Origin of the sequence: Salipiger marinus (genome assembly GCF_900100085.1) — a bacterium.
In the GTDB taxonomy this organism is placed as follows: domain Bacteria; phylum Pseudomonadota; class Alphaproteobacteria; order Rhodobacterales; family Rhodobacteraceae; genus Salipiger; species Salipiger marinus.
Genome location: NZ_FNEJ01000005.1, coordinates 154904 through 180333, shown reverse-complemented (window position 1 = coordinate 180333; position 25430 = coordinate 154904). Strand labels below are relative to the sequence as shown.

The window sequence follows — 25430 nt, the reverse complement described above, 5'->3', positions numbered from 1 at the left end:
GCCAGATCAGCGGGTTTGCTGACCTGCGGTCCTCTCGCCCGGCTTGAGCGGCACCAAGGCGCGGACAAGATCCTGCATGTGCAGCACACCCACCTGCCGACCGCTCTGCATGACGCGGTAATTATGCGTGGTGTCGCCTTTGGACACCGCGATCACCGATTCCAGCGTGGCGTCATAATCGATCTCTCCGGCCACGGCGCCCGGCAGATCGGCGGTCTTTTCCATGATCGACCGCACCCGCAGCACCCGCGCGCGGTTGATGTCGCTCACGAAGGCCTCGATATAAGGATCGCTCGGGTTGAGCAGGATATTCTGCGGCTCGCCCTGCTGCACCACAAGCCCATCCTTCAGGATGACCAGATGATCGGCCAGCTTCAGGGCTTCGTCGAGATCATGGGTGATGAAGATCACGGTCTTGGCCAGTTCGTTCTGCAGTTCGACCAGCAGATTCTGCATGTCCGTCCGGATGAGCGGATCAAGCGCCGAAAACGCCTCGTCCATCAGCATGATGTCCGAATTCGAGGTCAGCGCCCGGGCGATGCCGACCCGCTGCTGCATGCCCCCCGAAAGCTGGGCGGGATACTGGTCGCCCTGCCCTTCAAGACCCACGCGGTTGAGCCATTTCCGCGCCTCGTCGGCATAGTCGCGTTTGCTCTTGCCCGCGATCTGCCACGAGGTGCCGGCATTCTCCAGCACGGTCCGGTGCGGCAGCAGCGCGAATTTCTGGAACACCATCGACATCTCTTTCTGTCGAAGCTGTCGCAGGCGGCGTTCGCCGTAGGTCAGGATATTCTCGCCATTCACATGGACCTCGCCCGCCGTCGGTTCGATCAGCCGGTTAAGGTGGCGGATCAGGGTGGATTTCCCCGACCCCGAAAGCCCCATGATGACGGTCGTCTTGCCCGACGGCATGTCGACATTGATGTCGTTCAGCCCCAGCACATGGCCGGTCTCGCGCTGCAGTTCGGTCTTGCCCATGCCCGCGCGGACCTTGGCCAGCGCGTCGCGGGGGTTGTTGCCGAAGATCTTGTAGAGGTTGCGCACCGAGATCTTGATATCGCCGCTCATGACTTCTGCTCCGCGTTGATCCGCGCCAGCGCCGCCTTGGTGACCCGGTCGAGGATGATGGCAAGCAGCACGATGCCGAGCCCGGACAGCAGGCCGACGCCCAGTTCCAGACTGCGGATGCCGCGCAGGACCAGAACGCCAAGACCCGGCGCAGAGACCAGCGAGGCGATGACCACCATGGCAAGGCTCATCATGATGGTCTGGTTGACCCCGGCCATGATGTTGGGCAGCGCGAGCGGGATCTGCACGCCGAACAGCTTCTGCCGTTTGCTCATGCCGAAGGCATCGGCGGCCTCGATTACGTCCTTGTCGACAAGGCGGATGCCAAGATCGGTCAGCCGCACCACCGGCACGATGGCATAGAGGATGATGGCGATGCCGTAGAGCTTCGGCTCGGTGACGGAAAACAGAAAGATCAGCGGGATCAGATAGACGAAGGGCGGCAGCGTCTGCAGCATGTCCAGAACCGGGATCAGCCCCCTCTGCACCCGGTCGCTGCGCGACATGGCAATGCCGATGGGCACGCCCAGAAGGACACATATGAAGGCGCAGACAAAGATGATCGCCAGCGTCTGCATCGTATGGTCATAGAAATCGATGAAGGCGAGAAAGCCGAAACAGGCCGCGACCAGCGCCACCAGCCTGCCCGACCGGCCCACCGCCCAGGTGATCAGCAGCAGGACCGGGATCATGATCCACCACGGCACTGCCTGCATGATCCAGAGCGCGTTTTCCAGCGCCCAGCTCAGCGGCTGGGTCAGCGGATCGACCACGACCTTGAGACTGTCCTTGATGTCGAGAAAGCCGCGTTCCAGCCCGCGGGTCAGGTCGCGCGACTGCGGGATGGCGCTGCACGCCTCGTGCAGGGCATCCAGCGACGGGAAGGGCAGATCCCATAGGCTGGTTTCGGTCGGCCCCCCGGCCTGCCCCATGAGATCAGCCATGGAACTGAGCCCGCCGCCCTGCTCCTCTCCGCACCAGCCTCTCAGGCCTGTCGTGTCGAAGAGAAAATCGTATGTCGCCATCTTTTGCTTTCCCGGATCCGCAACGGACCGTCTGACTGTTTTCGGGTCACCTGTTCACCGCGACCAGAGCCCTGCGGTCTCAGCGTGACCAGCATGACCGGGCTCGCGCCGCAGCCGGTCCTGCCCTGCCGCAATGTCTGCGGCCGTCCTTGTGCCGGACCACCAGCGGGCCATTGGTCCGGCGGGGAGCCAGTCCTGCCTCCCCGCCAGTTTCCGCATGGCCCTGCGCTTACTGCTCCAGCAGCGAGGACAGGTTGCCGCGGGCCTCGTCATTCAGCCATTCGCTCCAGACTTCCTTGTTGTTCTGGAGGTAGTAGACCGCCGCCTCTTCGGTGGAGGCGTTGTTCTCGTCCTGCCACGCCAGCAGCTGGCTCATCTCGGACGTCTTGAACGACACCTTGCTGAAGAAGTCGGCCAGCTCGGGGTTGTTGTCGCTGAAATCCTTGGTCATGACCGTAAGGATCGGCGCGGTCGGAAAGGCCGAGGGCTTCGGATCGGGGGTGTCGGCGTTCTGGTTGGCGGCATGCGCCTCCTCGTCGTAATCGCCAAGATCGACGCTCGTCATGTCGAACTTGCCAAGCGGCGTGGTCGGACCCCAGTAATAGCCGAACCAAGGCTCCTCGTTCTCATAGGCCGAGGCCATGGAGGTCGCGAGCGTCTCGCCAGAGCCGTGGTTGAACACCTCGATCCCGTTGCCTTCCAGATCGTAGGCGCGGGCAAGGTTGTCGCTGACGATCCGGCAGCCCCAGCCATCCGGGCAGTTGTTGAACATGCCGCCGACCAGCTCGGGATTTGCGAGCACGCCCTCGATCGTGGTCAGCTCGGGGTGTTCTTCGGCAAGATAGGTGGGGATCCACCAGCCTTCGACGCCGCCGGGATCAAGCACGTTGGTCAGCTCGACGATCCGGCCGTTTTCCTTCAGCTTTTCGTAGGCGGCGCCTGCCGAGTTCGGCCACATCTCGGGCACGACGTCAGGCTCGTTGTTCTCCGACAGCGAGGTCACGGCGGGGGTGGTGTCCGAAGGGACCACGGTGACGTCACAGGAATAGCCCTGCGTCAGAATGAATTCGGAGACGGCCACGACGATCTGCGCCGACGCCCAGTTCATCTCCGCGATCGAGACCTCACCGCAGTCCTGCGCGGCTGCAGCCACCGGCATCGCCGCGACCAGAGCGGTTCCCAGAAAGTAACGTTTCATATCGACATCTCCTTGGTTTGTGTTCGTTGCTGGTGCCCCCAAAAAGGGGGCGACACGCGAACATGGCGCCATCGCGCCAAGACTAAGAGCCTGCGCCAGTCGGACAGCGCGTGCAGTCCGGGGGGCGTAAATGGGCAAACTATTGCCGAAACGAAACAGGTTTGCGCAGGTAGTGCAACCCGTTTGCAAGATCCCGCCTGGGCCAGCGTTCGTCCGGCGGTCAAGACAGCAGGGCTGCGGCGCACGTGGATCACGTGACGCGCGGCACGACGCGTCAGCATTTTCTGGCGGGATTCCAGTCGGATACGCCTCGCTCAGGATCGCGTCGGCCACGCGGAATGTCCTCCTCAGGGTGAGCGAATTCGGCGTATCCAGTTCAGGCCCTCAGGCCAGCCGGGACAGTTCCCCAGCTTGGCCAGCGTCACCGCCCGACACTTTCGACGGGCGGAAGGTGAGCAGCCGGAGGGCATTCAGCGTGACCAGCACCGTGGCGCCGGTATCGGCGAAGATCGCGATCCACAGGCCGGTGATGCCCAGAACCGTCGTGGCCAGAAAGACAGCCTTCAGCCCGAGGGCAATGGCGATGTTTTGGCGGATGTTTGTCATGGTCGCGCGGGCAAGGCGGATCATTTCCGCCGCATCCGTGACCCGGTCGCGCAGGATGGCGGCATCGGCTGTCTCCAGCGCCACGTCGGTGCCCGAGCCCATGGCGACGCCAACATGCGCGGCGGCCAGCACAGGTGCGTCGTTGATCCCGTCGCCAATCATCATGACCCGCGCTCCGGAGGCCAAATCACCGAGCGCTGCCACCTTGTCTTCGGGCATGAGGCCCGCGCGGTGGTCGATGCCAAGGCGCCCGGCGACAGCCGCTGCGGTGCGCGGGTTGTCCCCGGTCAGCATGACAGAGGTCAGGCCCAGATCTTTCAGCTGCGCGATCGCTTCGGCGGCATCGGCGCGAGGCTCATCCCGCAGCGCGATGAGGCCCTGAGCCACGTTCTCGCAAAGCACGATGACCACGGTCTTGCCCTCGCTCTCCAGCGCGGCGATGCGATTCCGGCTTTCCTCCGTCAGCGCGCCGAGATCCTCTGCCAGCCTTGGAGAGCCGACGCGGACTGTCACGCCAGCTATCGATGCCTCCGCGCCCTGTCCGGGAAGCGCCCGGGCAGCGGTGGCGACCGCCGGGATCACGCCCTGCCTTACAGCTTCGGCGCAGATCGCCTGACCGAGCGGATGACTTGCGCCGCTCTCGACACCGGCAGCCAGACCCAGAAACTCGGCCTTGCGTCCAGCCAGTTCAACCATGTCGGTGACGCGCGGCCTGCCATGGGTCAGCGTGCCGGTCTTGTCGAAGGCGACATGAGTGATCCGCGCCGCAGCCTCGATCACCCGCCCGCCCTTCATCAGCAATCCGTTGCGCGCGCCCGTCGACAGCGCCGAAGCGATGGAGGCCGGGACAGAGATCACCAGCGCGCAGGGGCAGCCGATCAGCAGCAGCGCCAGCGCGCGGTAGCTCCAGTCACTCCAGGACAGCCCGAAGGCCAGCGGCGGGATGAGGGCCACCATCAGGGCCGCGCCCACGACGGCAGGCATATAGACGCGGCTGAACCGGTCGATGAAGCGCTCGGTCGGCGCGCGGGCGCTTTCGGCCTCGGCCACAAGCCGCACGATGCGGGCGATGGTATTGTCCTCCGCCGTCTTCGTGACCCGGACCCGCAGCACCGCCTCGGTGTTGATCGACCCGGCAAAGATCTGCGATCCGGGCTCTTTGAGGCTGGGCACGCTCTCGCCGGTCACGGGGCTTTCGTCTACACCGGACGTGCCCTCGATCACCTCGCCGTCGCAGGGCACGCGGTCGCCGGGGCGCACCTGCACGACCTGACCCAGACCGAGCCGGTCGACCGCAATCTCGCGCGTCCCGCGCCCCTCCTCGAGCCGCGCGGTTTTCGGCACAAGCTTCGAGAGCGCGTGGATGCTGTCACGGGCCTTTCCGGTCGACACGCTTTCCAGCAGTTCGCCGACCGCGAACAGGAAAACGACCAGCGCGGCCTCCTCGGGTTCGCCGATCACCAGCGCCCCGGTGACGGCGATGGACATCAGCATCTCGATAGTGAAGGGCATGCGCGCCCGCGCCATCGCCACGGCGCGCCGGGCGACGGGGAAAAGCCCGATCAGAGTGGCGAGGACAAAGGCCCAATGCGCGACATCCGCCGTCAGGACAAGGCGCGCTGCCCAAGCCGCCGCAAGCAGGATCCCGGTGCCGATCACCAGCCTGCCCCTCGCGGTCTGGTGCCATGACGGCGCCGGGGCATCTCCGGACGGTGCGTCGTCTTGCGGCGCAGGATCCGCGGCAGGCGTGATCGCAACCGCGGGGAACGCCCCATCCGGCAGAACGAAGCCAGTTTTCGGCGTTTCGGGCTGCGCGCCTTTGGCAGCGATGCCGAAGCCGACACCGCGCACGGCCATCTCTATGCTTTCGGGCGAGGTCTGCGTCGCATCCAGCATCAGGCGCAGCCGCTCGGCCATAACGGCGACATCGACATCCGCGACCCCGGGAAGACGTTCGACCGCACCCCGGACTTTCGCCGCGCAGGCACCGCAATCCATGCCCGTTACCCGCCATTCATGCTCTGTCCTCATTCCAACCGACATGGTGCATCCCCTTGTGAGTCCCGGCTGGACATCGATATAGAAGCTACAGCAACTGTAGGTTCAAGCCATTTTTTGGAAAACTCCGGAACCGCAGCGGCGTAGGGCAAGACAAGGCTGGAGGGTGGGCTCATGCTGTCGATCGGGACATTGGCCAAACGGACCGGGACCAAGGTGCAGACCGTGCGCTATTACGAGCAGATCGGGCTGATGCCCGAACCGGGCCGGACCGATGGCGGCCAGCGCCGCTATGGCGCCGCCGAGCTGGACCGGCTGGCGTTCATCCGCCACTCCCGCGACCTCGGCTTCCCGCTGGAGGCCATCCGCGAGCTGCTGGATCTGTCCGACAGCCCGGAAAAGTCCTGCGCGCAGATTGACGCGGTGGCCCAGAGGCAACTGAAAGCGGTCGAAGCGCGCATTGCCCGGCTGCAGTCTCTGAAGGCCGAGCTTCAGCGGATGATCAGCGAATGCCATAGCGACCGGGTCGCGGACTGCCGCATCCTTGAAGTCCTGCGCGACCACGAGGAATGCCTCTCCGACCACAAGGGGCCTGACCTCTGATGTCGGTGGCCCTTGCGGAAATCGCCAGCTGTTTCGCGCTCTGGCCATGGGGGCGCGGGGCTTTGGGCGTGAGACGGGCTGTTCTGCTGTCTCGAGTCACAGGCTCCACCCATGCTCACTTTGGCGTCGGCGGCGACCACGGCGGGCAGGTCGCGCAGACGGAAAGAACGCGAGGGCAAGGCCCTGCTGCGCGGCACCATCCTCCGACCGGTGACCACCTGCTCCTCCATCGAGGGGACGTGGAGGAGGTGCTTTGTCGCCACGCCGGCTTGGCCCTATGCGCCGTGGTGGCGATGCCGGAGGTCAGGCGAACGGCCCGCTGTATTTGTCGAACTGCCCGAGGCCGCGGCGGGATGAACCATGGGGGCCGAGACATCTCCCGGCCCGCCGCGATGGCAGGTCAGCCGGTCACGTCGATGACCACGCGGCCCCGGATCCGGCCCGCGACGATGTCCTCTGCCAACTGTGGCAGGTTCGACATCGGCTCGACCCGCGCGATGGTGTCGAGCTTGGCCTTGTCCAGATGCGCCGCCAGCAGCGCCCATGCCCTTGCGCGTTTGTCCTGCGGCGCCATCACGCTGTCGATGCCCAGCAGGGCGATGCCGCGCAGGATATGCGGCGCCACCGAGGCTGGCAGATCCATGCCCCCCGCCAGACCGCAGGCCGCAACGGCGCCGCCATAGCTGGTCTGCGCCAGCACATTGGCCAGCGTGGTCGACCCCACGCTGTCGACCGCCCCGGCCCAGCGTTCCTTTTGCAGCGCACCGCCCGGCTCTGCCAGATCGGTCCGCGCGACAAAGCCGCTGGCGCCCAGCCCGGCAAGGTAATCATGGGTTTCGGGCCGTCCGGTGGCGGCGGTGACGGTATAGCCCTTGGCCGCCAGCAGGCTGATCGCGGTGGATCCCACGCCGCCCGCCGCCCCGGTCACCAGCACCTCGCCGCCGCCGGGACGGATCGCGCCCCAGCGTTCCAGCGCATCGACGCAGAGCGCCGCCGTATAGCCCGCCGTGCCGATCGCCATCGCCTGCTGCGCGGTGAACTCCGCGGGCAGCCGGGTCAGCCATTGCGGTTTCAGCCGCTGATACCGGCTGTAGCCGCCCCATTCGGTTTCCGACAGGCCCCAGCCGTTCACCACCACCTTGTCACCCGGCACCCAGTCGGGCGAGGAGCTGTCGACCACGGTTCCGGCAAGGTCGATGCCCGCCACCATGGGCCGCCGCCGCGCGATCCGGCCCTTGCCGGACAGGGCCAGCCCGTCCTTGTAGTTCAGCGTCGAATAGGCGATCTCGACCAGCACCTCGTGCTCGGGCAGATCGGCTTGGGTGATGTCGGCAAAGCCCGCCTTGGGCTTGCCCTCGACATCGGTGATCATCATGGCGCGAAAGCTGTCGCTCATTCCCTGTCTCCTCCCGGGATAGATGGTTCAGACCGCAGGCCCGGCGGCGCGGCGGTCAAGCGTGGCAGTCAGAAGGCCGCGCATCCCCTCAAGGTGGCGGGCCATCAGTTCGGCGGCGCGGGGGCCATCCCCCGCCGCGACCGCGTCGGTGATCGCCTCATGCAGGTCGACCGAAAGACGCCGTTCATGGTCGCGGTAGATCAGCATGTTGGTCACCGGAATGAAGCTTTCGATCACCGCATACATCATCAGCTTCAGCGGCGGGTTGTGCGTGGCCTGCACCAGCGCGCGGTGAAACCGCAGGTCAGAGGCGCAGAACTCCTCGTCGCGCAGGGTCGGGTCGCGCTGCAGCGCCAGCTCGGCGCGGAGCGCGGCAAGATCGTCGGCGGTGCGCGCGCGGGCGGCAAGGCGGCAGCACACGGCCTCGGTTTCCGCGCGCGCGGTCAGCATGTCCTCCATGCCGATATCGCCAGTGCCCACCAGCAGCATGGCCGCGTCGGCAATCGCGGATCCCAGCCCCTGCGGATCGGGGCGCGACACGAAGGTGCCGCCCGCCGGACCGCGCCGCGACCGGATCAGGTTCTGCGCCGCAAGGATTTTCAGCGCCTCGCGGATGGTGGCCCGCGACACGCCGAAATGCTGCGCAAGCCCGTCCTCGTTCGGCAGCCGGTCGTCGACCTTCAGCCGTCCTTCGACAATGGCCGCACGCAGCTGGTCCGCCACCTGCCGCGACAGCCCGTCGCGGACGATACCGCCGGTCTGAAGTTCACCGCGCAGCGCCATGCCGCCCCCTTGTATTGATGACGCAGAGGCTAGCATCGGCGGCAAAAGATTAAAAGGTCTGACAAATAGGTTAATCATGCCATTCTCATGCCGCGCCGCCGACCTCCGCAGAGCTTTCGGCGGCGCGGATCATGTCCAGAGCTTCCGAAACCGGGCCTAGGCGGCTTCGGTCACGGCATAGGCGGCTTTTTCCAGAAATGCCGGGGCCACCTCGATCCCCCAGCCCGGCGCGTCCGAAACCTCGACCTGACCGTCGCGGACCGCATAGGGACGCTCGACGAACAGGTGATCGGCCCATTGCTGGGTGTAAGGCCCCTCGATCGAGTATTCGAGATAGGGGCCCGCGTTGGGAATGGCGCGAAGGATGTGCATGGCGCACAGCGTCACAAGGCCGTGGTTGGCCGAATGCGGCGTGCAGGTCATCCCGGCCTCGGCGGCCATGCGGGCGACCTCGAGCGTGCGGCACATCCCGCCCAGATACAGCACGTCCGGCTGCACCACGTTCACGCAACGCCCGCCGATGATGGACTGCCATGAGGACAGCTCGCAATCCTGTTCACCGCCGGTCACGTCGATCGACAGGGCTTCGGTGACCTGCCGTGTCCAGTCATGTTCCCAGTAGGGGCAGGGTTCCTCGAAATGGCTGATGCCGTGATCCTCAAGCAACCGCCCGACCTCGATCGCGCGGGCCGGCGAGAAGCCGGAATTGGCATCGACGAGCTTGGTCACCCCGTCGCCCAGTGCCTTGCTGACATGGGGCACGATTTCTTCGGTGCGGCCCGGCCATTTGTCGATATCGCGGCCCGCCTCCTTGCCGACACGCCACTTGAAGGCATCGATCCCCAGCGTGTCCCGCAGGTGGCACAGACGCGCGGCCTCGTCCGCGGCGGTGATGTCGCGGCGCATGGACGAGCCATAGACCCGCAGCGGGCCGGGTGTGCCACCCAGAAGGGCGGTGACGGGCTTGCCCTCGGCCTTGCCGCGCAGATCCCACAGCGCAGTGTCCAGCGCACCGGTCGCGCGGCGCAGATAGGTGCCCGGGAATTTCAGTTCCGCATCGCCGATGCGCTGCACCAGACCGGCGATATCGGTCGCATCCGCCCCAAGTGCATGGCGCGCGACCTGCCGGTGAAAGACCGTGCAGGAAATGTCGGCATTGTAGGTCGAGACCTGCCCCCAGCCCTGTGCCCCGCACTCGGTGGTGACCCGCAGGAAGCCGATCAGCGGGGTGCAGAAAGTTTCAAGTTTCGCGATCTTCATTTGGTGTCCATTGCATATAGGTTCTGGCGGAGATGCCGTGCGACCGGCACGCCATCGGCAATCAGCCACTCGTCGGTTTCGAAGTAATGCTTGCCGCGCGCGTCCCAGCTTCGGGTCAGGCAGGACGAGGTTCGGTAGGTGGCCCCCACCGGCGCGGGGGCGAGATGCGATACCGAAAGACCGGTAAAGATGACCGGCATCGGCAGGGTAAGATTCCCGAGCGCATCGCCCATGGTCTTGCGGATCAGGCAGCCCGAATGCACCAGACCCCGTTCGGCATAGATCGGCTCGGTCTCGTGGAAATCGGCGAGGGATTCGTGCACCGTGGCGGCATCAAGCACCGAAGGCTCCGCACCAAGCTGCAGACCGACCGGAACCTCGCCGGGCAGGATGGGGCGGCGGGGGGTGAGGCTTGGCAGGATCGGCAGCTGCGCGGGCGCCACTTCGGGCGCGTCGGCAAGGCCGAAGCTGCCGTCCAGCACGATCTCTCCGGTGTCGGCGTTTGACACCTGCACCGGCGCGTCGACGCCATTGGCGCCGCGCACCAGCGCGCCGCGTTCGACGACAAGCGGATCGCCCGCATGCACCGGACGGCGGAACCGGACCTGTGCGCGGCCCCGCGCCAGCCAGTCCTCGCCCCAGCCCATGACCGCAAGGCGCGTCGCGTGGCCGTAAACAAAGACCCCCGGCAGCAGCGCGGCCCGGAACCCCATGGCGCGGGCCGTGGCGTCTTCGTGGCTGGTGCCCTTGTAGCGGGGCTTCGGGTCGAGGATGGCGGTAAGCTCAAGCCGTTCGGGAAGCATGTCCATCACACCCCCGGCGCCGGCACATCGGCAAAGGCCCCGCTGGACAGCATCCGGCGCACCTCCTCCTCGGGCAGACCCAGCACTTCGCGCAGGATATAGGCGTTGCCCTCGCCATAACCCGGGGCGGCGCTGCGGGCACTGCCCTGCGCCGTTTCCGAATGCAGCGGCAGGTTCGGATGCGGATGCGTGCCTGCGTGTGGATGGGTCAGCGTCGTGAAATGGTCCCGCTCGTGCAGATAGGCCGAGGCGGCCAGATCCGGCGCCGTCTCCACCGCTGCCGCGGCAAGGCCCAGAGCCTGCAGCCGCTCGGCCAGCGCGTGCCGGTCCTGCCCTGTGGTCCAGTCGGCGATCAGCCGGTCAAGCTCCGCCTCATGCGTCTTGCGCCCGGCCAGCGTGGCGAAGCGTGCCTCCTCTGCCGCCCCGCCGATCTGCGCCGCGAGCAGCGCCCAGTCCTCGTCCGAAAAACAGGCGATGACGATCCACGCATCCTCGGCCTCTGCCGGATAGGCGTTGTGCGGGGCGGCGTCGGGCAGATGGTTGCCCTCGGGGACCACATCGCGGCCCTCGATCAGCTCCGCCCCGATGAACTGCATCGCGGCCTCGACCTGCGCCATCTCGATATGCTGGCCCTGCCCGGTCCGGTCGCGGTGATGCAGCGCCGTCAGGATCGCGGCTGCGCCGTTGAAGCCGCCGATGGGATCCATGTAGCTGGGCCCGGTCACTGTCGGCTGCCCGCCGGGATAGGCGATCATCGCGGACATGCCTGCGGCCATCTCCATGGTGGGGCCAAGTGCGGCATAGCTGGCATCCGGCCCGGTCAGCCCGTAGGCGGGCATTTCCATGACGATGAGGCGCGGAAATTCCGCGTGCAGCTTGTCATAGCCCAGCCCCAGCCGGTCCAGCATTCCGGGGCGGAAGTTGCAGATCAGCACGTCCGCCTGCCCGATCAGGCTGTAGACGGCGGCAAACCCGTCCTCGGTCTTCAGATCCACGACCAGCGAACGCTTGTTGACGTTCTGCGAGTTGAAGGTGAAGCAGCGGTCCCAAGGCCGGGCGCCCGGATCAAGGTCGGGATAGGTCGGCGGCGACGGAGCGTCGCGGTTCGATCTCCACGTGTTGGTGCGGGTCGGGCTTTCGATATGGACGCTTTCGGCCCCATACCAGGCAAGGATGCGCCCGGCCATCGGCCCGGCCCATGCGGTTGTCAGCTCGACCACGCGCAGCCCTTCAAGCACAAGCATGGCGGCGCTCCTCCTGCGGCAGTGCGGGTGTTTCGCTCAACCGGAATGGCGCGCCCGGCAGCACGTAATCCCGGCCCCCGATGGTGACCCGGCGCCAGTAGCCGCGCGCGGCGAGATGGCGGCTTTCGCGGATTTCAGAGATCCGGTAGGCGCGGGCCGCAATGATGTTCATCGCCTGAAGTTCGGCCACAAAGGCATCGGGGTCGCGGTCGGCAACCTTGGCCTGCACCAGATCGAAAAACGCCCGCCAGTTCTGCTGGCGCTCCGCCACCTCGGCAAATCGCGGATCGGTCAGGCATTGCTCCAGCCCTGTCGCCTTGCACAAGGCGGCGAAGCGGTTGGAATAGACCCAGAGGCAGATCCACGCACCCCGGCACTTGACCTCTCCGGCGGGAATGTCCTGATCGCCGCGACGCCGGTCGGTGCCGTTGTAGATGGTCTGCAGCACATAGGGAAAACACATCGTCGCCGCGACTTCCGCCGCGTCGATGCGGATGCTGTCCCCGCCCGCCCCCTGCCGCCTCGCGCGCAGCGAGGCGAGGATCTGGACATAGGCCGCCTGCCCCGCCGCGAAGGAGGCGCGCTGCGCCACGCCATAAAGCGGCTCGCGCCCGCGGATGCCGTTCGAGATCATCATGCCCGACTGCGCCTGAAGCACGATTTCCGGCGCGCGCCAGCCCGCCTTGGGCCCGGTATCGCCAAAGCCGGTGATGCGCACGGCGAGCGCCTCGGGGAACCGCGCCCGCGCGGCCTCTGCCGTCTCGTCGGGCGCGCAAAGCACCACATCCGGATCTGCTGGACAGCCGCGCCGCTTGCGCAGGTTGAGATGGATGTCGAGCGCGCGGCCCGGCTTTGCCCCGGCGGCGATGGTCGGGGAGGCGGAGCCCGCGTCCCCCAGCCAGACCTCGGCGCCAAAATCGGCCAGCAGCTTGCCGCAGAACTGGCCCGCGACGGTGCCGGACCGGTCCAGCACGGTGATGTCGGTCAGCGCACTCATGCCGCGGTGCTCCGGTTCGCGATGGGATGGGGCATGGCGAAATGGCAGGCCGTCACGCGGCCCGGCTCGACCTCGCGCAGGGCCGGGCGTTCTTTCGCGCAACGGTCCTGCGCCAGCGGGCAGCGGGTGCGGAAGGCGCAGCCCGACGGCACATTTGTCGGGCTGGGCACGTCGCCTTCAAGGATGATGCGCCCGGTGCGCCGCGAGGGATCGGGATGGGGCGCGGCGGACAGCAGCGCTTCGGTATAGGGGTGATGCGGGGCAGAATAAATCTGCTCCTTCGTGCCCAGTTCGACGATCCGCCCCAGATACATCACCGCGACGCGGTCGGCGATGTGACGCACGACGGCAAGGTCATGCGCGATGAACAGGTAAGAGAAGCCTTTGCTTTCCTGCAGATCCTGCATCAGGTTGATGATCTGCGCCTGAATGGAGACATCAAGCGCGGAGACCGGTTCATCCGCCACGATGAAGGCCGGATCGACCGAGATCGCCCGCGCGATGCCGATGCGCTGGCGCTGCCCGCCGGAAAACTGGCGCGGCTTGCGGTCCATGTAGGCGGGCGGCAGCCCCACCTGCCGCAGAAGCTCCGCCACCTTCTCCCGCCGCTCCTTGCGGGTGCCGGACAGTCCGAAGGCGTCCATCGGCTCTGCGATGATGTCGGCAATGGTCCGGCGCGGCGACAGCGAGCCGAACGGGTCCTGAAAGACCATCTGCATCCGCTGGCGCATCCGGCGGATCTGCTCGGATCCCATGGCGTTCAGATCCTCGCCCTCGAAGTCGATCTTGCCGCTGTCGGGCTGGATGAGGTGCAGCAGCAGGCGGCCCAGCGTCGATTTCCCGCAGCCGGATTCCCCGACCACGGCCAGCGCCTCGCCCTTCATCACCTCGAAGCTGACGCCGTCGACGGCGCGCACGGGGGGACGTTTCGGACCAAGGCTCATGCTGGTATCGGCAAAGGTCTTGGTCAGGTTCTCGATCTTCACAAGCACGCTCATGCCACCGCCTCCATGGCCGTGGCCCAGCAGGCGGCGCGATGACTGGGGCCCTGCGTGACCATCGGCGGCATTTCGACCGCGCAGCGGTCCAGCCGTTTGGGGCAGCGCGCGCGGAACGGACAGCCTTGGGTGATCGTCCCTGCCGGGGGCACCGAGCCCGGGATCTGGTATAGACGCTTTCGCGTGTCGGTCAGTGTAGGCACGGATTGCAGAAGTCCTTGCGTGTAGGGGTGACGGGGCCGGGAAAACAGCGTGTGGACATCTGCGTCCTCCACAACATGCCCCGCATACATGACGACGATCCGCTCGCAGACCTCTGCGACAACGCCAAGATCGTGGGTGATAAGCAGGATCGCCGAGTTCAGCCGGTCGCGGATGTCGAGCATCATCGCGAGCACCTGCGCCTGAATGGTCACGTCAAGCGCGGTGGTCGGCTCGTCCGCGATCAGCAGGCGCGGATTGCAGGCCATGGCGATGGCCGCCATGACACGCTGGCGCATCCCGCCCGAGAACTGCCCGGGATAGGCGTTCACCCGCGCCTCGGGATCGGGCATCCCGACAAGGCGCAGCAGGTCGATCACGCGCTTGCGCCGCTCGGCGGCCGGCATCCGTTCGTGCAGCAGGATCGCCTCCTCGATCTGCGCGCCGATCGTCATGACCGGGTTGAGCGAGGACATGGGTTCCTGAAACACCATGCCGATCTCCTTGCCGCGCACCTCGGGCATGTCGCGTTTCGGCAGCGCCAGCAGGTCGCGCCCGCCATAGAGGATCTCTCCGGACAGGCGGGCGGCCTCGGGCACGAGGCGCAGCACGGACAGCGCGGTCATCGACTTGCCCGAGCCGCTTTCGCCGACCAGTCCCACCGTTTCACCGGCGCCGACCGTAAAGCTGATGTTATGGGCGACCCGCAGCGGTTTGCTGGCCGGTCCGAAGTCGACGCAGAGATTGCGGATGTCGAGAAGCGGTTCGGTCATTGGCTGGTCTCCGGGTCGAGAACGTCGCGGATCGAGTCGCCGATGATCGAGATCGACAGCACGACGATGGTGATCGCGAGCCCGCCTGCCACGATCGGCCATTGCGTCGTGAACATGGCGTTGAGCCCGTCGCGGATGATGTTGCCCCAGGACGGGTTCGGCGGCTGGGTGCCGATCCCGAGGAAGGACAGCGTCGCCTCGATGCGGATCGAGCTTGCCGACCACAGCGCCATCAGCACGACGATGGGGGCCATGATGTTGGGCACGATGTGGCGGAAGATGATGACCGGGGTGCGGACACCTGCGGCGATGGCGGCCTCTACATAGGGTTCCTGCTTGATCGCGAGGGTCGAGGCGCGCGAGACGCGGGCAAAACCGGGGGTGAAGGCGGCGGTCAGGACGACGACGATGTTCCAGAAGCTGCCCCCCAGCGCTGCCGCCACGAGAATGGCCAGAAGCAGTTCGGGAAAGGCCATCAGCATGTCGACCACCCGCGAGATGACGCGGTCGATCCATCCGCCGAAATACCCCGCAGAGACCCCGAGAATGGTGCCGATGCAGGCCGCAAAGACCGGCGACAGCAGCCCGAAGATCAGCGAGTTGCGCGAGCCGTGGATCATCCGCGACAGCACGTCCCGCCCGAACTGGTCGGTGCCCAGCCAGTGCTCCCATGACGGCAGCTTGTTGATCTGCAGGATCGACTGCCGCAGCGGGTCATAGGGCGCGATGAGCGGCGCGAAGATGGCGACGATCACGAAGAGGATGACCACGGCCAGCGCGATACAGGTCGAAGGGCGTTCGAACAGGGCACGCCGGACGGTGTCGAAACGGCCGGGTTCGGCGGCCAGCACCTCGCGTTGGGCGAGATCCTCGGGAGAGGTTTCCTCCATACGAAGGTCGGTCATGATTTCATCCGGATACGGGGATCGACGAAGACATAGACAACGTCCATCACGAGGTTCACGAGGATCACGAAGAAGGCGAACATCATCACCCCGGCCTGAATGACCGGGTAGTCGCGTTCGCTGATCGCGTCGATGAGCAGCCGTCCGATGCCGGGGCGGTTGAACACCAGTTCGACAGCCACCGACCCCGACAGGGTCGCAAGGATCGAGATGCCGATGCCGGTGGACAGCGGAAGCATCGCGTTGCGCAGCCCGTGGCGGTAGATCACCCGGCCCTCCCGCGCGCCCTTGGCCCGGGCGGTGCGGACATAGTCACGGCCCAGCACCTCCAGCACCGACGTGCGGGTGAGCCGCCCCATGAAGGCCGATTTCAGCATCGCCAGCGTCATCGCGGGCAACAGGATGTGGTGCAGGCCGTCCCAGAAACCGGTGCCCGCGCCATTGATGGGGAACCAGCCAAGCTGGAGCGAGAAGACGATCAGCAGGATCGCGGCAAGGTAGAAATCCGGGATCGAGTAGCCGATCAGCGAATAGATCCGCAGCGCGTTGTCGGGGGGACGGTTGCGCCGGGTGGCGGCGAAGACGCCGAAGGGAATGCCCAGACACAGGCCCATCAGGACCGAGACGATCGTCAGATAGATCGTGTGCGGCAGGTTCCGCGCGATCAGGTCGGCCACGGGCACGTCGGAAATGAACGACCTGCCAAAATCCAGCCGGATCGCGTCCCACAGGAAGTAGATGTATTGCAGGGGCAGCGGCTCGTTCAGGCCCATGCGCTCGCGGAAAAGCGCAAGCTGGACCGGGTCCGCCATGGGACCCAGCGCGGCAAGCGCTGGATCCCCCGGAAGAATGCGCATGGCGATGAACACCAGCGTCAAGACCAGAAACAGCGTGGGTATCGCGTCTCCCAGACGGTAGAGGACATATTTCGCCATGCGCTGTGCCTCAGGCCGTCGTGATCGAAGCGCGGCAGAACCGCCAGTAGGCGTTGCCGCCCGTGACTTCGTAGCCCAAGTCGATGCGCGGATTGCGCGCGACGACAAAGGACAGGGTCGGCAGCCCGAACATCGGCAGATCCTCCTGGATCTTCAGTTCGACCTCACGCCCCTTCTCGATATAGCCCTCGAAGGAGGTCGCCTGCAGCATCTCCTGCAGCAGCGGATCGACCCCGTCCATCTCCACGCCGTAATGCGAGTAATTGCCGCCGCCGGTGCCTTCGGCATTCATGTTGGCCGCGGAAGAGGCATAGACGTTGTAGACAAACAGCGGGACCGGCGGCAGCGACCACGAGTTGATGTTCAGCGTGTTCGCGTTCTGCCGGTTGGAGCCGTGATACGCCGAATGATCCATGATGGTCAGCTCGATGTTCACGTCGATGGCCCGCAGCATCTCCTGAATGATGAGATGCTGGGTGGAATAGTCCTCGCGCTTGGAGGTGTTCACCGGAATGGTGAGCCCGCCGCCAAACCCCGCCTCCTTGAGCAGCGCCTTTGCCTTTTCCGGGTTGTATTCGTAGCGCAGCTCCTCGGGCAGGTCCTCTTCGCTGAAGCCGGTCGGGTAGTTCGGCGGATTGAGCGTGTAGACCATCCGCGACATCGGCTGCAGGGCGTCGACGATCATCTGCTTGTCGATGCCATGGGCAATCGCCTGACGCACCATCTTGTTCTGCAGCGGATCCTTCGACAGGTTGAAGAACAGCGTGTTGAACGAGCCGGGCACGGTCATGTCGAACTGCAGATCCGGCTTCTGCTGCTGCATCTGCTGGATCCAGCCGGGCTGACGTACCCCTTCGGCCATGTCGACCTCGCCCGAGATCAGCGCCAGCGTCCGCGCCGTCGTGTCGGCGATATAGAGGCACTCGACCTTGGCAATATTCGCAGGCTCGCCCCAGTAATCCTCGAACCGGCTGAGGAAGATGCCCTGCTCGCTGTCGAACCGTTCCAGCTCGTAGGGACCGGTGCCCACGGCCTGCGTGGCGAAGGCCTCGCCAAGCTCTTGCTCGGCCTTCTTGGAGATGATCATCGTCCGCCGGGTGAAGACCGTCGAGCCGAGGAACAGCGGATCGGGGTTCTTCAGGGTGACCGTCACCTCGTATTTGCCGGAGGGCTCGGCGCTGACGATGTTCTCGTAATTCGAGCTGTCGACGCCTTCGTCGCGGGCCCGGATGAACGAACGCGCCACGTCCTCCGAAGTCATCTCGCCATAGCCGCCATGGAACTGCACGCCCTGACGCAGGGTGAACACCCATGTCCGCGCGTCGTCCGAGGTGGTCCAGCTTTCCGCCAGCCACGGTTCGAACTCGTCCGGGGTCTTGCCGAAATCGCCATCCGCGGGCTGCGCGAGGTATTCGAACACCTGCGCGGCGGCCCAGCTGTCGGCGCCTTGGGTGATCTGGTTGGGATCAAGCTTGCGCGGGCCGCCCGCGGAATTGGCAAAGCGCAGCGTGTCCGGTTCGGCGGCGCGCACTCGCGGCGCGTAGAGTCCTGTCGCGGTGGCCGCCATCGCGGTCCCGAGTAGGGTCCTTCTTGTAATCATCTGTCCTTCTCCTCCCTTGGTATGTCCCGCGCTCCCGGTGGTTTCGGTTCGGGCGGGCCGTGCGTCCCGGGACCAGCGGGTCCGGGTGCCTTGCGTGACGCCTCACATGCGGCGCCGATCAAGCTCCTCGTCCTGCACCTGCAGGCCCAGCCCCGGACCCTGCGGCACCGTGAACTCCCCATTCTCGGGCCGTGGCGGATTGCCGAAAGCCACATGCATCCGGTCATCCGGATCAGCGAATTCGGCGGGTTTGGTGTTGTGCATCAGCGTCGACAGCACATGCAGGTTGGCCACATGCCCGATGCCCGGCTGGGTCTGGTGCGGCACCAGTTCGACCCCATGCGCAAAGCAGATCGCCGCGCATTGCATGAGACCGGTGATGCCCCCCATCTTGATGATGTCGGGCTGAACCATGCGCACCCCGGCATTGATCATGTCGACCAGCGCCTGTGTCGTGTAGGTCTGTTCCGCCGCCGACACCGTGATGTCGAGCCGCTGCGCAACCTCTCCCATGGCGCGCACGTCGTAATGCTGGACCGGTTCCTCGAACCAGAGATATCCCAGATCCTCCAGCGCCCGACCGACCCGGATCGCGCCGCCGACCGAGTATTGATTGTTGGCATCGAAGGCGAGCGGGAAGCCGTCGCCCACCAGCCTGCGCACCGCACGGGCCTTTTCGATATCGCCCGCGATGTCATGGTCCTGCCGCGTGCGGTCGCCATCCCAACGGATCTTGATCGCGGCGGGTGTCTCGGTCTTCCAGCGCGCCTCGACCGTGCGCAGCACCTCGTCGACGCTGCGCCCCGCGTTGCCCCCGACCGAGGCGTAGAAGGGCAGCGATGTGCGCCATGCCCCGCCAAGCAGCTTGTGGACCGGCAGGCCAAGGATCTTGCCCTTGAGATCCCAGAGCGCGATGTCCAGCGCCGCAAGCGCCCCCGTCACAGCACCTTCGGGCCCCAGCTTGATGTAGCGGTGCAGAAGCCTGTCCGAGATGACCGCCTGATCGAACGGATCAGCCCCGACAAGGCTGCCCGCAAAATCGCGCACGACCATCAGGCTGTGCTCTCCGCCCATCATCGGCGAGGCCTCGCCATAGCCGGTGAACCCGCCTTCGGTGCGGACCCGCACGAAGGCCGTGCGCCGCCCGGGCGGATCCCCCGGACGCCAGGTCACCTGAAAAGCCTCGATGGACGTGATCCTGTCGCCGCCGGACCGCGTGTGCAGATCCGGCCGCTCATGCGCCGTCGCGGTCAGCATGAGTATTTCCCTCCCTAGTCACCGGCATGGCCAGCTTCCTCGGCATCACGAAACCAGACAATGCTTCCGGATGCAACGATTGATGCTGTTTTTCAGAAAGGAAGTATGGAATGGACGTCCGGACTGGGTTGGCCCTTGCGCCGATCCGTACCCTAAATTTCTGAATTACAGGTGTTTAGTGCAAAATTCGGCCCGCCAGCCCACCGATCCGGAGCGCCTTCTGCGCCGGAACTTCATCCGCCCGCCTTCGCTGACGAACGTAACGCAGAAATGTGCATCCGGATGCAGAATCAGATTCTTCTGGTGCGCAAATGAATTTTCTCTATCACTATGTCGGCTCGCGGCGACCCGCCCGCCGCACGCGACGGACCATGCAAAGACGGCCGGGAACAGGGTTTGATGGACCATTCGAAATCCACCAAGAAGCCGATGACGTCGCGGGAACTGGCGGCCCTCATCGGGGTCAGCCAGTCCGCGGTCTCGCGCGCCTTCACGCCCGGCAGCAGCATCGCGCGCGACCTGCGCGAACGGATCCTGATGCAGGCGCGGGAATATGGCTACCAGCCGAACGCCATCGCCTCGATGCTCACCAAAAGACGCACGAATATCGTCGGCATCGTGGTGTCCGACATGCGCAATCCCTTTTACCCCGCGCTGATCGAGAAGCTCACGCAGGCCCTGCAGCGCGCCGGGCTGCAGAGCCTGCTGTTCAACGTGACGCCGGGCGCCGAGATCGAGAAGCAGCTGGTCGCGATCCATACCTACAATGTCGACGCGGTTGTGGTGATCGCCTCGACCATGCTGAATTCGCGCATGCTCACCCGCATCACCGAAGGCCGCAAGGCGGTGCTGCTGAACCGCATCGGCCACGAGGACATCGCGTCGGTCTGCTGCGACAACGCCCTTGGCGCGCGGCTGCTGGTGGATCATCTTTACGAGGCCGGGCACCGCAGGATCGGCCATGTGGCCGGGATGACCAGTTCGGGAATCGGGATGCTGCGTTACAGCGCCTTCACCTCGCGGCTCGCCGAGCTGGGAATGCGCCTGACCCGCACCGTATCGCACGAGGCGTTCAGCTACGAGGCGGGATGGGACAGCGCGCTGGATCTGCTTGCGGACGAACCGGACGCCATCTTCTTCACCTCCGACATCCTTGCGCTTGGCGGAATCGACGCGCTGCGCACCGACCCGCGAGGCGCGGGCGTCGGCGTGGTGGGCTTCGACGACATCCCGATGGCAGCATGGCCGAACTATTCTCTGACGACCTACCGCCAGCCGGTCTCGGCGATCGCCGAGACGACCACACGCCTGCTGACCGAAGACGGGCCGACAACACCCAAGCTCTATTCGCTCCCGGGCGAGCTGGTCATCCGCGCCTCAAGCGCTCCGCGGATCACCGGCGCAGAGTAAGCCCCACACGGATCGCGACACTCCGCAGGACGGCCCAGCGACATCTGACCGGTGCTGCCGGAACGGGGTCGTGCCGCCCTGCCCCATGGCCCGCAACATTCGGCCCTTCCGCCCGGTGGCGAGCCGTACTGTCACCCTAAGGGTTTTACTTCGGGGGGATGCAGGCGCTGACCATCAACCGAGTGACGGGTTGCGCTGGCCCGAGCACCTGACAAAGCCCTGTGATCGGCTTTGACCGCGTCACGCGAGAGAATCGTGCCGGATCTCCCATAGCGAGAGCGGAGGGCTTGGTCAGCGCAGGCAGCGCCTCGCTGCGGCGAAATCTTCATGCAGTTTCTGAGTTTATGCGCATAAACCTCTGGAATTTATCAACTTCCTTTCATCAGGCCCAAACGCGCTCAACGCGCCCTGCCGTCTCAACGGTTTAGGATGGATTTATCCGGGTTATCTGTTAAGGTAAGAAAAAATAAAACATACTTGAGGGCAGTGATGAGCGGGATTCGGGCATCTCAACGATTTGATGTCATGTCAAAGCGGCTTGGCAGCCGCTTGCGTGAACATGCGGAAGAAACCTTCCCGCCCGATGCCCAGAAAGGTCTGCGCCGCTTTGCCATGCGCGAGGCCGCCGAACTCCTTCGCATCAACCAGAACACCTTCCGCCATCACGTGTCAAACCTCGAAGGATTTCCCGAAGGGACGCTGGAGGGGGGCAACCGCCGCAGCTTTTCCGCGGAAGAGATGGTGGAGGCGCAACGGGTTCTGCTGGAGACCGGGCGCATCAAACCGGAGGAGCATCCGCACCGGCGGCCCGGCGAGACCTGTCAGGTTCTGACGGTCTTCAACCTCAAGGGCGGATCGGCAAAAACCTCCACCGTGGCGCATGTCGGCCAGCTGATGGGGCTGCGCGGCTATCGGGTGCTGCTGGTCGATCTGGACAGTCAGGCCAGCCTGACCAACCTCTTCGGCGTCACACCGGAACTTGACCCAGACATGCCGACCTCCTTCGACCTGATCCGGTCGGAAAGCCCCCTGCCCGCCTCGGAGATCATCCGCAAGACCAACTTCCCGTCGGTGGACCTGATCCCCGCCTCCATGGACATCATGGAATACGAATTCGAGGTGGCGCTCAGCTTCCGGAACGGCGCTGCAACCTTTCACAGCCGGATCCGCGAGGCGCTCGAGCCGGTGCTTGACCAGTATGATCTGGTCATCTTCGACACGCCGCCGCAGCTCAATTTCTCGGTGATCTCTGCCCTTTTCGCCTCGACAGGCGTGCTGATCCCGCTGAACGCCTCCATGCTTGACGTCATGTCGCTGGCGAGCTTTCTGGGCATGGCCAGCAACCTGATGGGCGTGGTTGAATCCCACGCCCCCGAACACGGGCTGAACTTCGTCCGCGTGCTCATCACCCGCTATGAAAACACCGACGGGCCGCAGGTGCAGATTTCCTCGCTGCTGCGCACCGTGCTTGGCGATGCGGTGCTGCCCGCCGAATTCCTGAAATCGACCGCCGTGGGCGATGCCGCGAACACCCAGCAGAGCATCTTCGAGGTGGAGCCGCGCGACGTGAACCGGCGAACCTATGAGCGGGCCATCGAATCCGTGTCCCGCGTCACCGACGAAGTCGAACGGGAAATCCTGAAGGCATGGGGGCGGACACATGGCTCGTAAGGTTTTTGGCGACTCGCTCAAGAATGCCATGGCGCAGACCGCGCAGCGCGAGGATGAGGCGTCCCTGCCCCGGACAAGCCCCACGGTCGCGCGGGCTCAGGCCTCGGTTCTGGAGGAGGACAAGAACGCGACACGGCTGCTTGACCCCGGCCTGATCCGCATGTCGGCCGTCATGGACCGGATTGATCCCTCCGATGGCCTGGACGAGCTGGTGGAGTCGATCCGCGAGCATGGCCAGAAGGTTCCGGTGCTGGTGCGCAGGCTGGCCGATGGCGGCTTCGAGATCGTTTATGGCCGCCGCCGTCTGCTCGCCTGCCGCGAGCTGGGCAAAAAGGTGCGCGCGACGGTCATGGAAATGACCGACGAAGAAGCCCTGATCGCGCAAGGTGTTGAAAACAATGCCAGACAGGACCCGTCCTTCATTGAGCGGGCGCTGTTTGTCGCTGGAATCATCCGCGAGCTGGGCAAGACCGAGGCGGCCAGAAAGAACGCCCAGACCGTGGCCTATCGCGCGCTGCAGATCGACGAATCGCTGGTCTCCAGAATGAACCGGATTGCGACCGGCATCCCGAACGAGCTGATCCGCGCCATCGGACCCGCCCATGGCGTGGGCCGCAGGAACTGGGAAAAGCTGTTCAGGCTCTGCGAGAAAGACCCGGCAAAAGCTGCCCGCATCAAGGACAGGATCCCCCGCGATGCCCCTGCCCCGGCCCGGCTGGAGGCGGCGATTGCGCTTCTGACACCCGCAAAGCCAACAAGGCCGGAGCCAAAGGTGGATGACCGCGTGCGGATGGTCCGGAAAGGCAACAAGATTACCCTCGACGTTCATCCCGATCTGATGCCGCGCATGGAAGACGCGATCAGAGACCTGATCGCGGAGCTTCTTGACCGCGGTCCAGACGGCATGAGCGAAGGGTAACACCCGCGCCTTGACCGCGGTCAAGGCGCCAAAAAAGAACAACGAGCAGAGAAAAGAAAGGAGGACCGGCCAGAAAAAGAAAGACCCCCCGAAAGCGGAGCTTCCGAAGGGCCTCAATTAGTCTCGACACCTGATTGATACCCGTAAAGCAAACCGATTTCAACACCGCTTGCGGTGAACGGGGAAGCTTTTTCTACCGAAATCATCATGAGACAGGCTTTTTCACCCCGAACCGCCGTGGCGGAACGATCCCCCCTGCCCTGCCGCAGCCCTTACGAGCTTCTCACCCCTGTGCGGTCGCTGCGGAAAGACCTTGGGCTGACGCCGAACGATCTCGCCGTGCTGTCTGCGCTGATCAGCTTTCTGCCCCGCGCAGACCAGGACAAGGCCAAGGCTGACGGGCACCCCCTGACCATCGTCTTCCCGTCCAACGCCGCCCTTGCGGATCGGTCGAACGGTCTGGATGAACGGACGCTGCGCCGGTGCATCGCCCGGCTTACGGGCTGCGGCCTGATCACGCGGCGGGACTCGGCCAATGGCAAGCGCTTTCCGCTCCGGTATAATGGCAGGATCCGGGATGCCTTTGGCTTCGACCTTCAGCCGCTGATCGACATCTACCCGACGCTGACAGACCGCTCGCGGCAGGTGACCGAGGAGCGTGAAAGACTGCGCTCCCTAAAAGCCGAAGCGCTTGCCCTGCGCGCTGCTGTCCTGCAGCAGCCGGACCTCGGTCAGGATGACCTGTCCAAGCTCGATGCGATCAGAACCCTGCTTCGCCGCGCGACATTGACCGTGGACACCGTCCTTGCCCTGATCCGCGATCTGCGCAGCTTCAACGTGGAAGCTGCTGTCGGCCATGGTGAAAGCGAGGCAGCAGATGCTCCCACGCTTCCCGCAGAGCAGACACCACAGGACGAACCTGTTGAGTCCGGTTGTCTGTCCGGCACGGACGGACAATCTGTCCGGCACATAGAGTCGAATAAGATTGATAAAAAAATGGAAAGGCCCGGTGAACAGCTGCATCTCCCTTCAGCTCAGAATGAAAAATGCCGAAACCCGGAGGAAATGGAATGGAACGAATTTCACCATGTCTCAGGGTTTTTTCCAGTAGCTCCACGCAACGTGCAGGCTCTAAAGGCTCTCCTCTTTGACCTCGGTGAATTGCTGAGAATAGGCGAGGGCAAAGTCAGGTCGTGCCTTATGCGGTCCGGACCGGGCAGGCTGCTGCTAGCCTTCGATCAGATGATCCCACGGGCAGGACAGATCAAGGATCCCGGCGCGTATCTTGAGAAAATGCTGTCGGCTTGATCCTTGCCATTGGCTTTCTTGACCGCGGTCAAGTCGCGCGGCTGACCGGTCACGCAAGACAGGCGTCAGGGGCCAGATCTGCGCAGTTTGCTGTCAGCAGAACGCCAACCGCAAAGAAGAGCCAAAGCCTTTCGTATTTTGATCAGGCATTCCACCGTTTCAACCAACTTGGCGACTATAGCGCAAGGAAACATCTCAGATGCCGTTTGTGCCACAAGCGCTGATCACCAAGTTGCACAACATCGGGAAGCAATCTCCGAGTCAGTCCCAGGCCATCCTTCTTGACCGCGGTCAAGAAGGCCCGTCCCACGCTGACCAACATGACCCACCTGCCCCAGCCAGCAAGCAGAGCAGCAGTCTGGTTACTGTTATAACATCCGAAAGAAGTGCGAGCGCCAATGAATGCTCCCGCCTCACGGCCAAAACGCCATGAACCGATCAGGCTGTGCCATGTCAGAACTCCCGCAGCAAA

General features: G+C 64.9%; 21 protein-coding genes. 5 read left to right on the top strand and 16 right to left on the bottom strand.

Annotation, left to right across the window (positions count from 1 at the left end; all coding sequences use genetic code 11):
• Positions 1-6: 6 nt before the first annotated feature.
• The 4 genes from BLR51_RS07390 to BLR51_RS07375 all read right to left on the bottom strand — a co-directional run bounded on the left by BLR51_RS07390 (position 7) and on the right by BLR51_RS07375 (position 5940).
• On the bottom strand, positions 7-1068 hold the full coding sequence (locus tag BLR51_RS07390; protein ID WP_089845489.1) for a quaternary amine ABC transporter ATP-binding protein: 1062 nt from the start codon (positions 1066-1068) through the stop codon (positions 7-9).
• On the bottom strand, positions 1065-2093 hold the full coding sequence (locus BLR51_RS07385) for an ABC transporter permease (RefSeq protein ID WP_089845487.1): 1029 nt from the start codon (positions 2091-2093) through the stop codon (positions 1065-1067). The genes BLR51_RS07390 and BLR51_RS07385 overlap by 4 nt, the downstream gene beginning before the upstream one ends.
• A 229-nt stretch (positions 2094-2322) precedes the next feature.
• Positions 2323-3291, bottom strand: coding sequence for an ABC transporter substrate-binding protein (locus tag BLR51_RS07380; protein WP_089845485.1), 969 nt, complete (start codon positions 3289-3291; stop codon positions 2323-2325).
• Positions 3292-3675: 384 nt separating this feature from the next.
• On the bottom strand, positions 3676-5940 hold the full coding sequence (locus BLR51_RS07375) for a heavy metal translocating P-type ATPase (protein ID WP_242656678.1): 2265 nt from the start codon (positions 5938-5940) through the stop codon (positions 3676-3678).
• Between the two features lie 129 nt (positions 5941-6069).
• Between BLR51_RS07375 and BLR51_RS07370 the strand changes: the two genes are divergently transcribed.
• Positions 6070-6498: a MerR family transcriptional regulator gene (locus BLR51_RS07370; protein ID WP_089845480.1), complete on the top strand. Its 429-nt coding sequence runs from the start codon at positions 6070-6072 to the stop codon at positions 6496-6498.
• Between the two features lie 400 nt (positions 6499-6898).
• On the opposite strand, the gene acuI is transcribed toward BLR51_RS07370, so the two are convergent.
• The 12 genes from acuI to BLR51_RS07310 form a co-directional block, all read right to left on the bottom strand.
• Positions 6899-7894 carry an acrylyl-CoA reductase (NADPH) gene (gene acuI / locus BLR51_RS07365; protein ID WP_089845478.1) on the bottom strand — a complete coding sequence of 332 codons (996 nt, stop codon included), beginning with the start codon at positions 7892-7894 and terminating at the stop codon, positions 6899-6901.
• A 27-nt stretch (positions 7895-7921) separates the two neighbouring features.
• The gene (locus BLR51_RS07360) at positions 7922-8677 is read right to left on the bottom strand and encodes a FadR/GntR family transcriptional regulator (protein ID WP_089845476.1); all 756 of its coding nucleotides are present in this window, start codon (positions 8675-8677) and stop codon (positions 7922-7924) included.
• Between the two features lie 156 nt (positions 8678-8833).
• A complete protein-coding gene (locus BLR51_RS07355) occupies positions 8834-9937 on the bottom strand; it encodes a mandelate racemase/muconate lactonizing enzyme family protein (RefSeq protein WP_089845473.1) in 1104 nt (367 codons plus the stop codon).
• Positions 9934-10746, bottom strand: a complete 813-nt coding sequence (locus tag BLR51_RS07350) for a MaoC family dehydratase (RefSeq protein ID WP_089845471.1) — start codon at positions 10744-10746, stop codon at positions 9934-9936. Before BLR51_RS07350 ends, BLR51_RS07355 begins: the two co-directional genes overlap by 4 nt.
• Positions 10746-11984, bottom strand: coding sequence for a CaiB/BaiF CoA transferase family protein (locus BLR51_RS07345; RefSeq protein WP_089845469.1), 1239 nt, complete (start codon positions 11982-11984; stop codon positions 10746-10748). Before BLR51_RS07345 ends, BLR51_RS07350 begins: the two co-directional genes overlap by 1 nt.
• Entirely contained in the window at positions 11971-12981 is a 1011-nt protein-coding gene (locus tag BLR51_RS07340; RefSeq protein ID WP_089845467.1) for a CoA transferase, read from the bottom strand. Before BLR51_RS07340 ends, BLR51_RS07345 begins: the two co-directional genes overlap by 14 nt.
• Complete coding sequence (locus tag BLR51_RS07335; RefSeq protein ID WP_089845465.1) at positions 12978-13979, bottom strand: ABC transporter ATP-binding protein; 1002 nt, start codon at positions 13977-13979, stop codon at positions 12978-12980. The genes BLR51_RS07340 and BLR51_RS07335 overlap by 4 nt, the downstream gene beginning before the upstream one ends.
• A complete protein-coding gene (locus tag BLR51_RS07330; protein ID WP_089845463.1) occupies positions 13976-14953 on the bottom strand; it encodes an ABC transporter ATP-binding protein in 978 nt (325 codons plus the stop codon). Before BLR51_RS07330 ends, BLR51_RS07335 begins: the two co-directional genes overlap by 4 nt.
• Positions 14950-15858 carry an ABC transporter permease gene (locus BLR51_RS07325; protein WP_230795697.1) on the bottom strand — a complete coding sequence of 303 codons (909 nt, stop codon included), beginning with the start codon at positions 15856-15858 and terminating at the stop codon, positions 14950-14952. Before BLR51_RS07325 ends, BLR51_RS07330 begins: the two co-directional genes overlap by 4 nt.
• Complete coding sequence (locus BLR51_RS07320) at positions 15855-16793, bottom strand: ABC transporter permease (protein WP_089845459.1); 939 nt, start codon at positions 16791-16793, stop codon at positions 15855-15857. Before BLR51_RS07320 ends, BLR51_RS07325 begins: the two co-directional genes overlap by 4 nt.
• 10 nt (positions 16794-16803) lie before the next feature.
• Positions 16804-18393, bottom strand: a complete 1590-nt coding sequence (locus BLR51_RS07315) for an ABC transporter substrate-binding protein (RefSeq protein WP_089845457.1) — start codon at positions 18391-18393, stop codon at positions 16804-16806.
• A gap of 102 nt (positions 18394-18495) precedes the next feature.
• Positions 18496-19650: a mandelate racemase/muconate lactonizing enzyme family protein gene (locus BLR51_RS07310; protein ID WP_089845455.1), complete on the bottom strand. Its 1155-nt coding sequence runs from the start codon at positions 19648-19650 to the stop codon at positions 18496-18498.
• Between the two features lie 399 nt (positions 19651-20049).
• On the opposite strand from BLR51_RS07310, the gene BLR51_RS07305 reads away from it, so the two are divergent.
• The 4 genes from BLR51_RS07305 to BLR51_RS07290 all read left to right on the top strand — a co-directional run bounded on the left by BLR51_RS07305 (position 20050) and on the right by BLR51_RS07290 (position 24958).
• On the top strand, positions 20050-21060 hold the full coding sequence (locus BLR51_RS07305; protein WP_165616764.1) for a LacI family DNA-binding transcriptional regulator: 1011 nt from the start codon (positions 20050-20052) through the stop codon (positions 21058-21060).
• Between the two features lie 525 nt (positions 21061-21585).
• Positions 21586-22731: a plasmid partitioning protein RepA gene (repA, locus tag BLR51_RS07300; protein WP_165616763.1), complete on the top strand. Its 1146-nt coding sequence runs from the start codon at positions 21586-21588 to the stop codon at positions 22729-22731.
• Positions 22721-23650: a plasmid partitioning protein RepB gene (gene repB / locus BLR51_RS07295; protein ID WP_089845449.1), complete on the top strand. Its 930-nt coding sequence runs from the start codon at positions 22721-22723 to the stop codon at positions 23648-23650. Before repA ends, repB begins: the two co-directional genes overlap by 11 nt.
• A 207-nt stretch (positions 23651-23857) precedes the next feature.
• Positions 23858-24958, top strand: coding sequence for a helix-turn-helix domain-containing protein (locus BLR51_RS07290; protein ID WP_242656676.1), 1101 nt, complete (start codon positions 23858-23860; stop codon positions 24956-24958).
• The last annotated feature ends 472 nt before the right edge of the window (positions 24959-25430 follow it).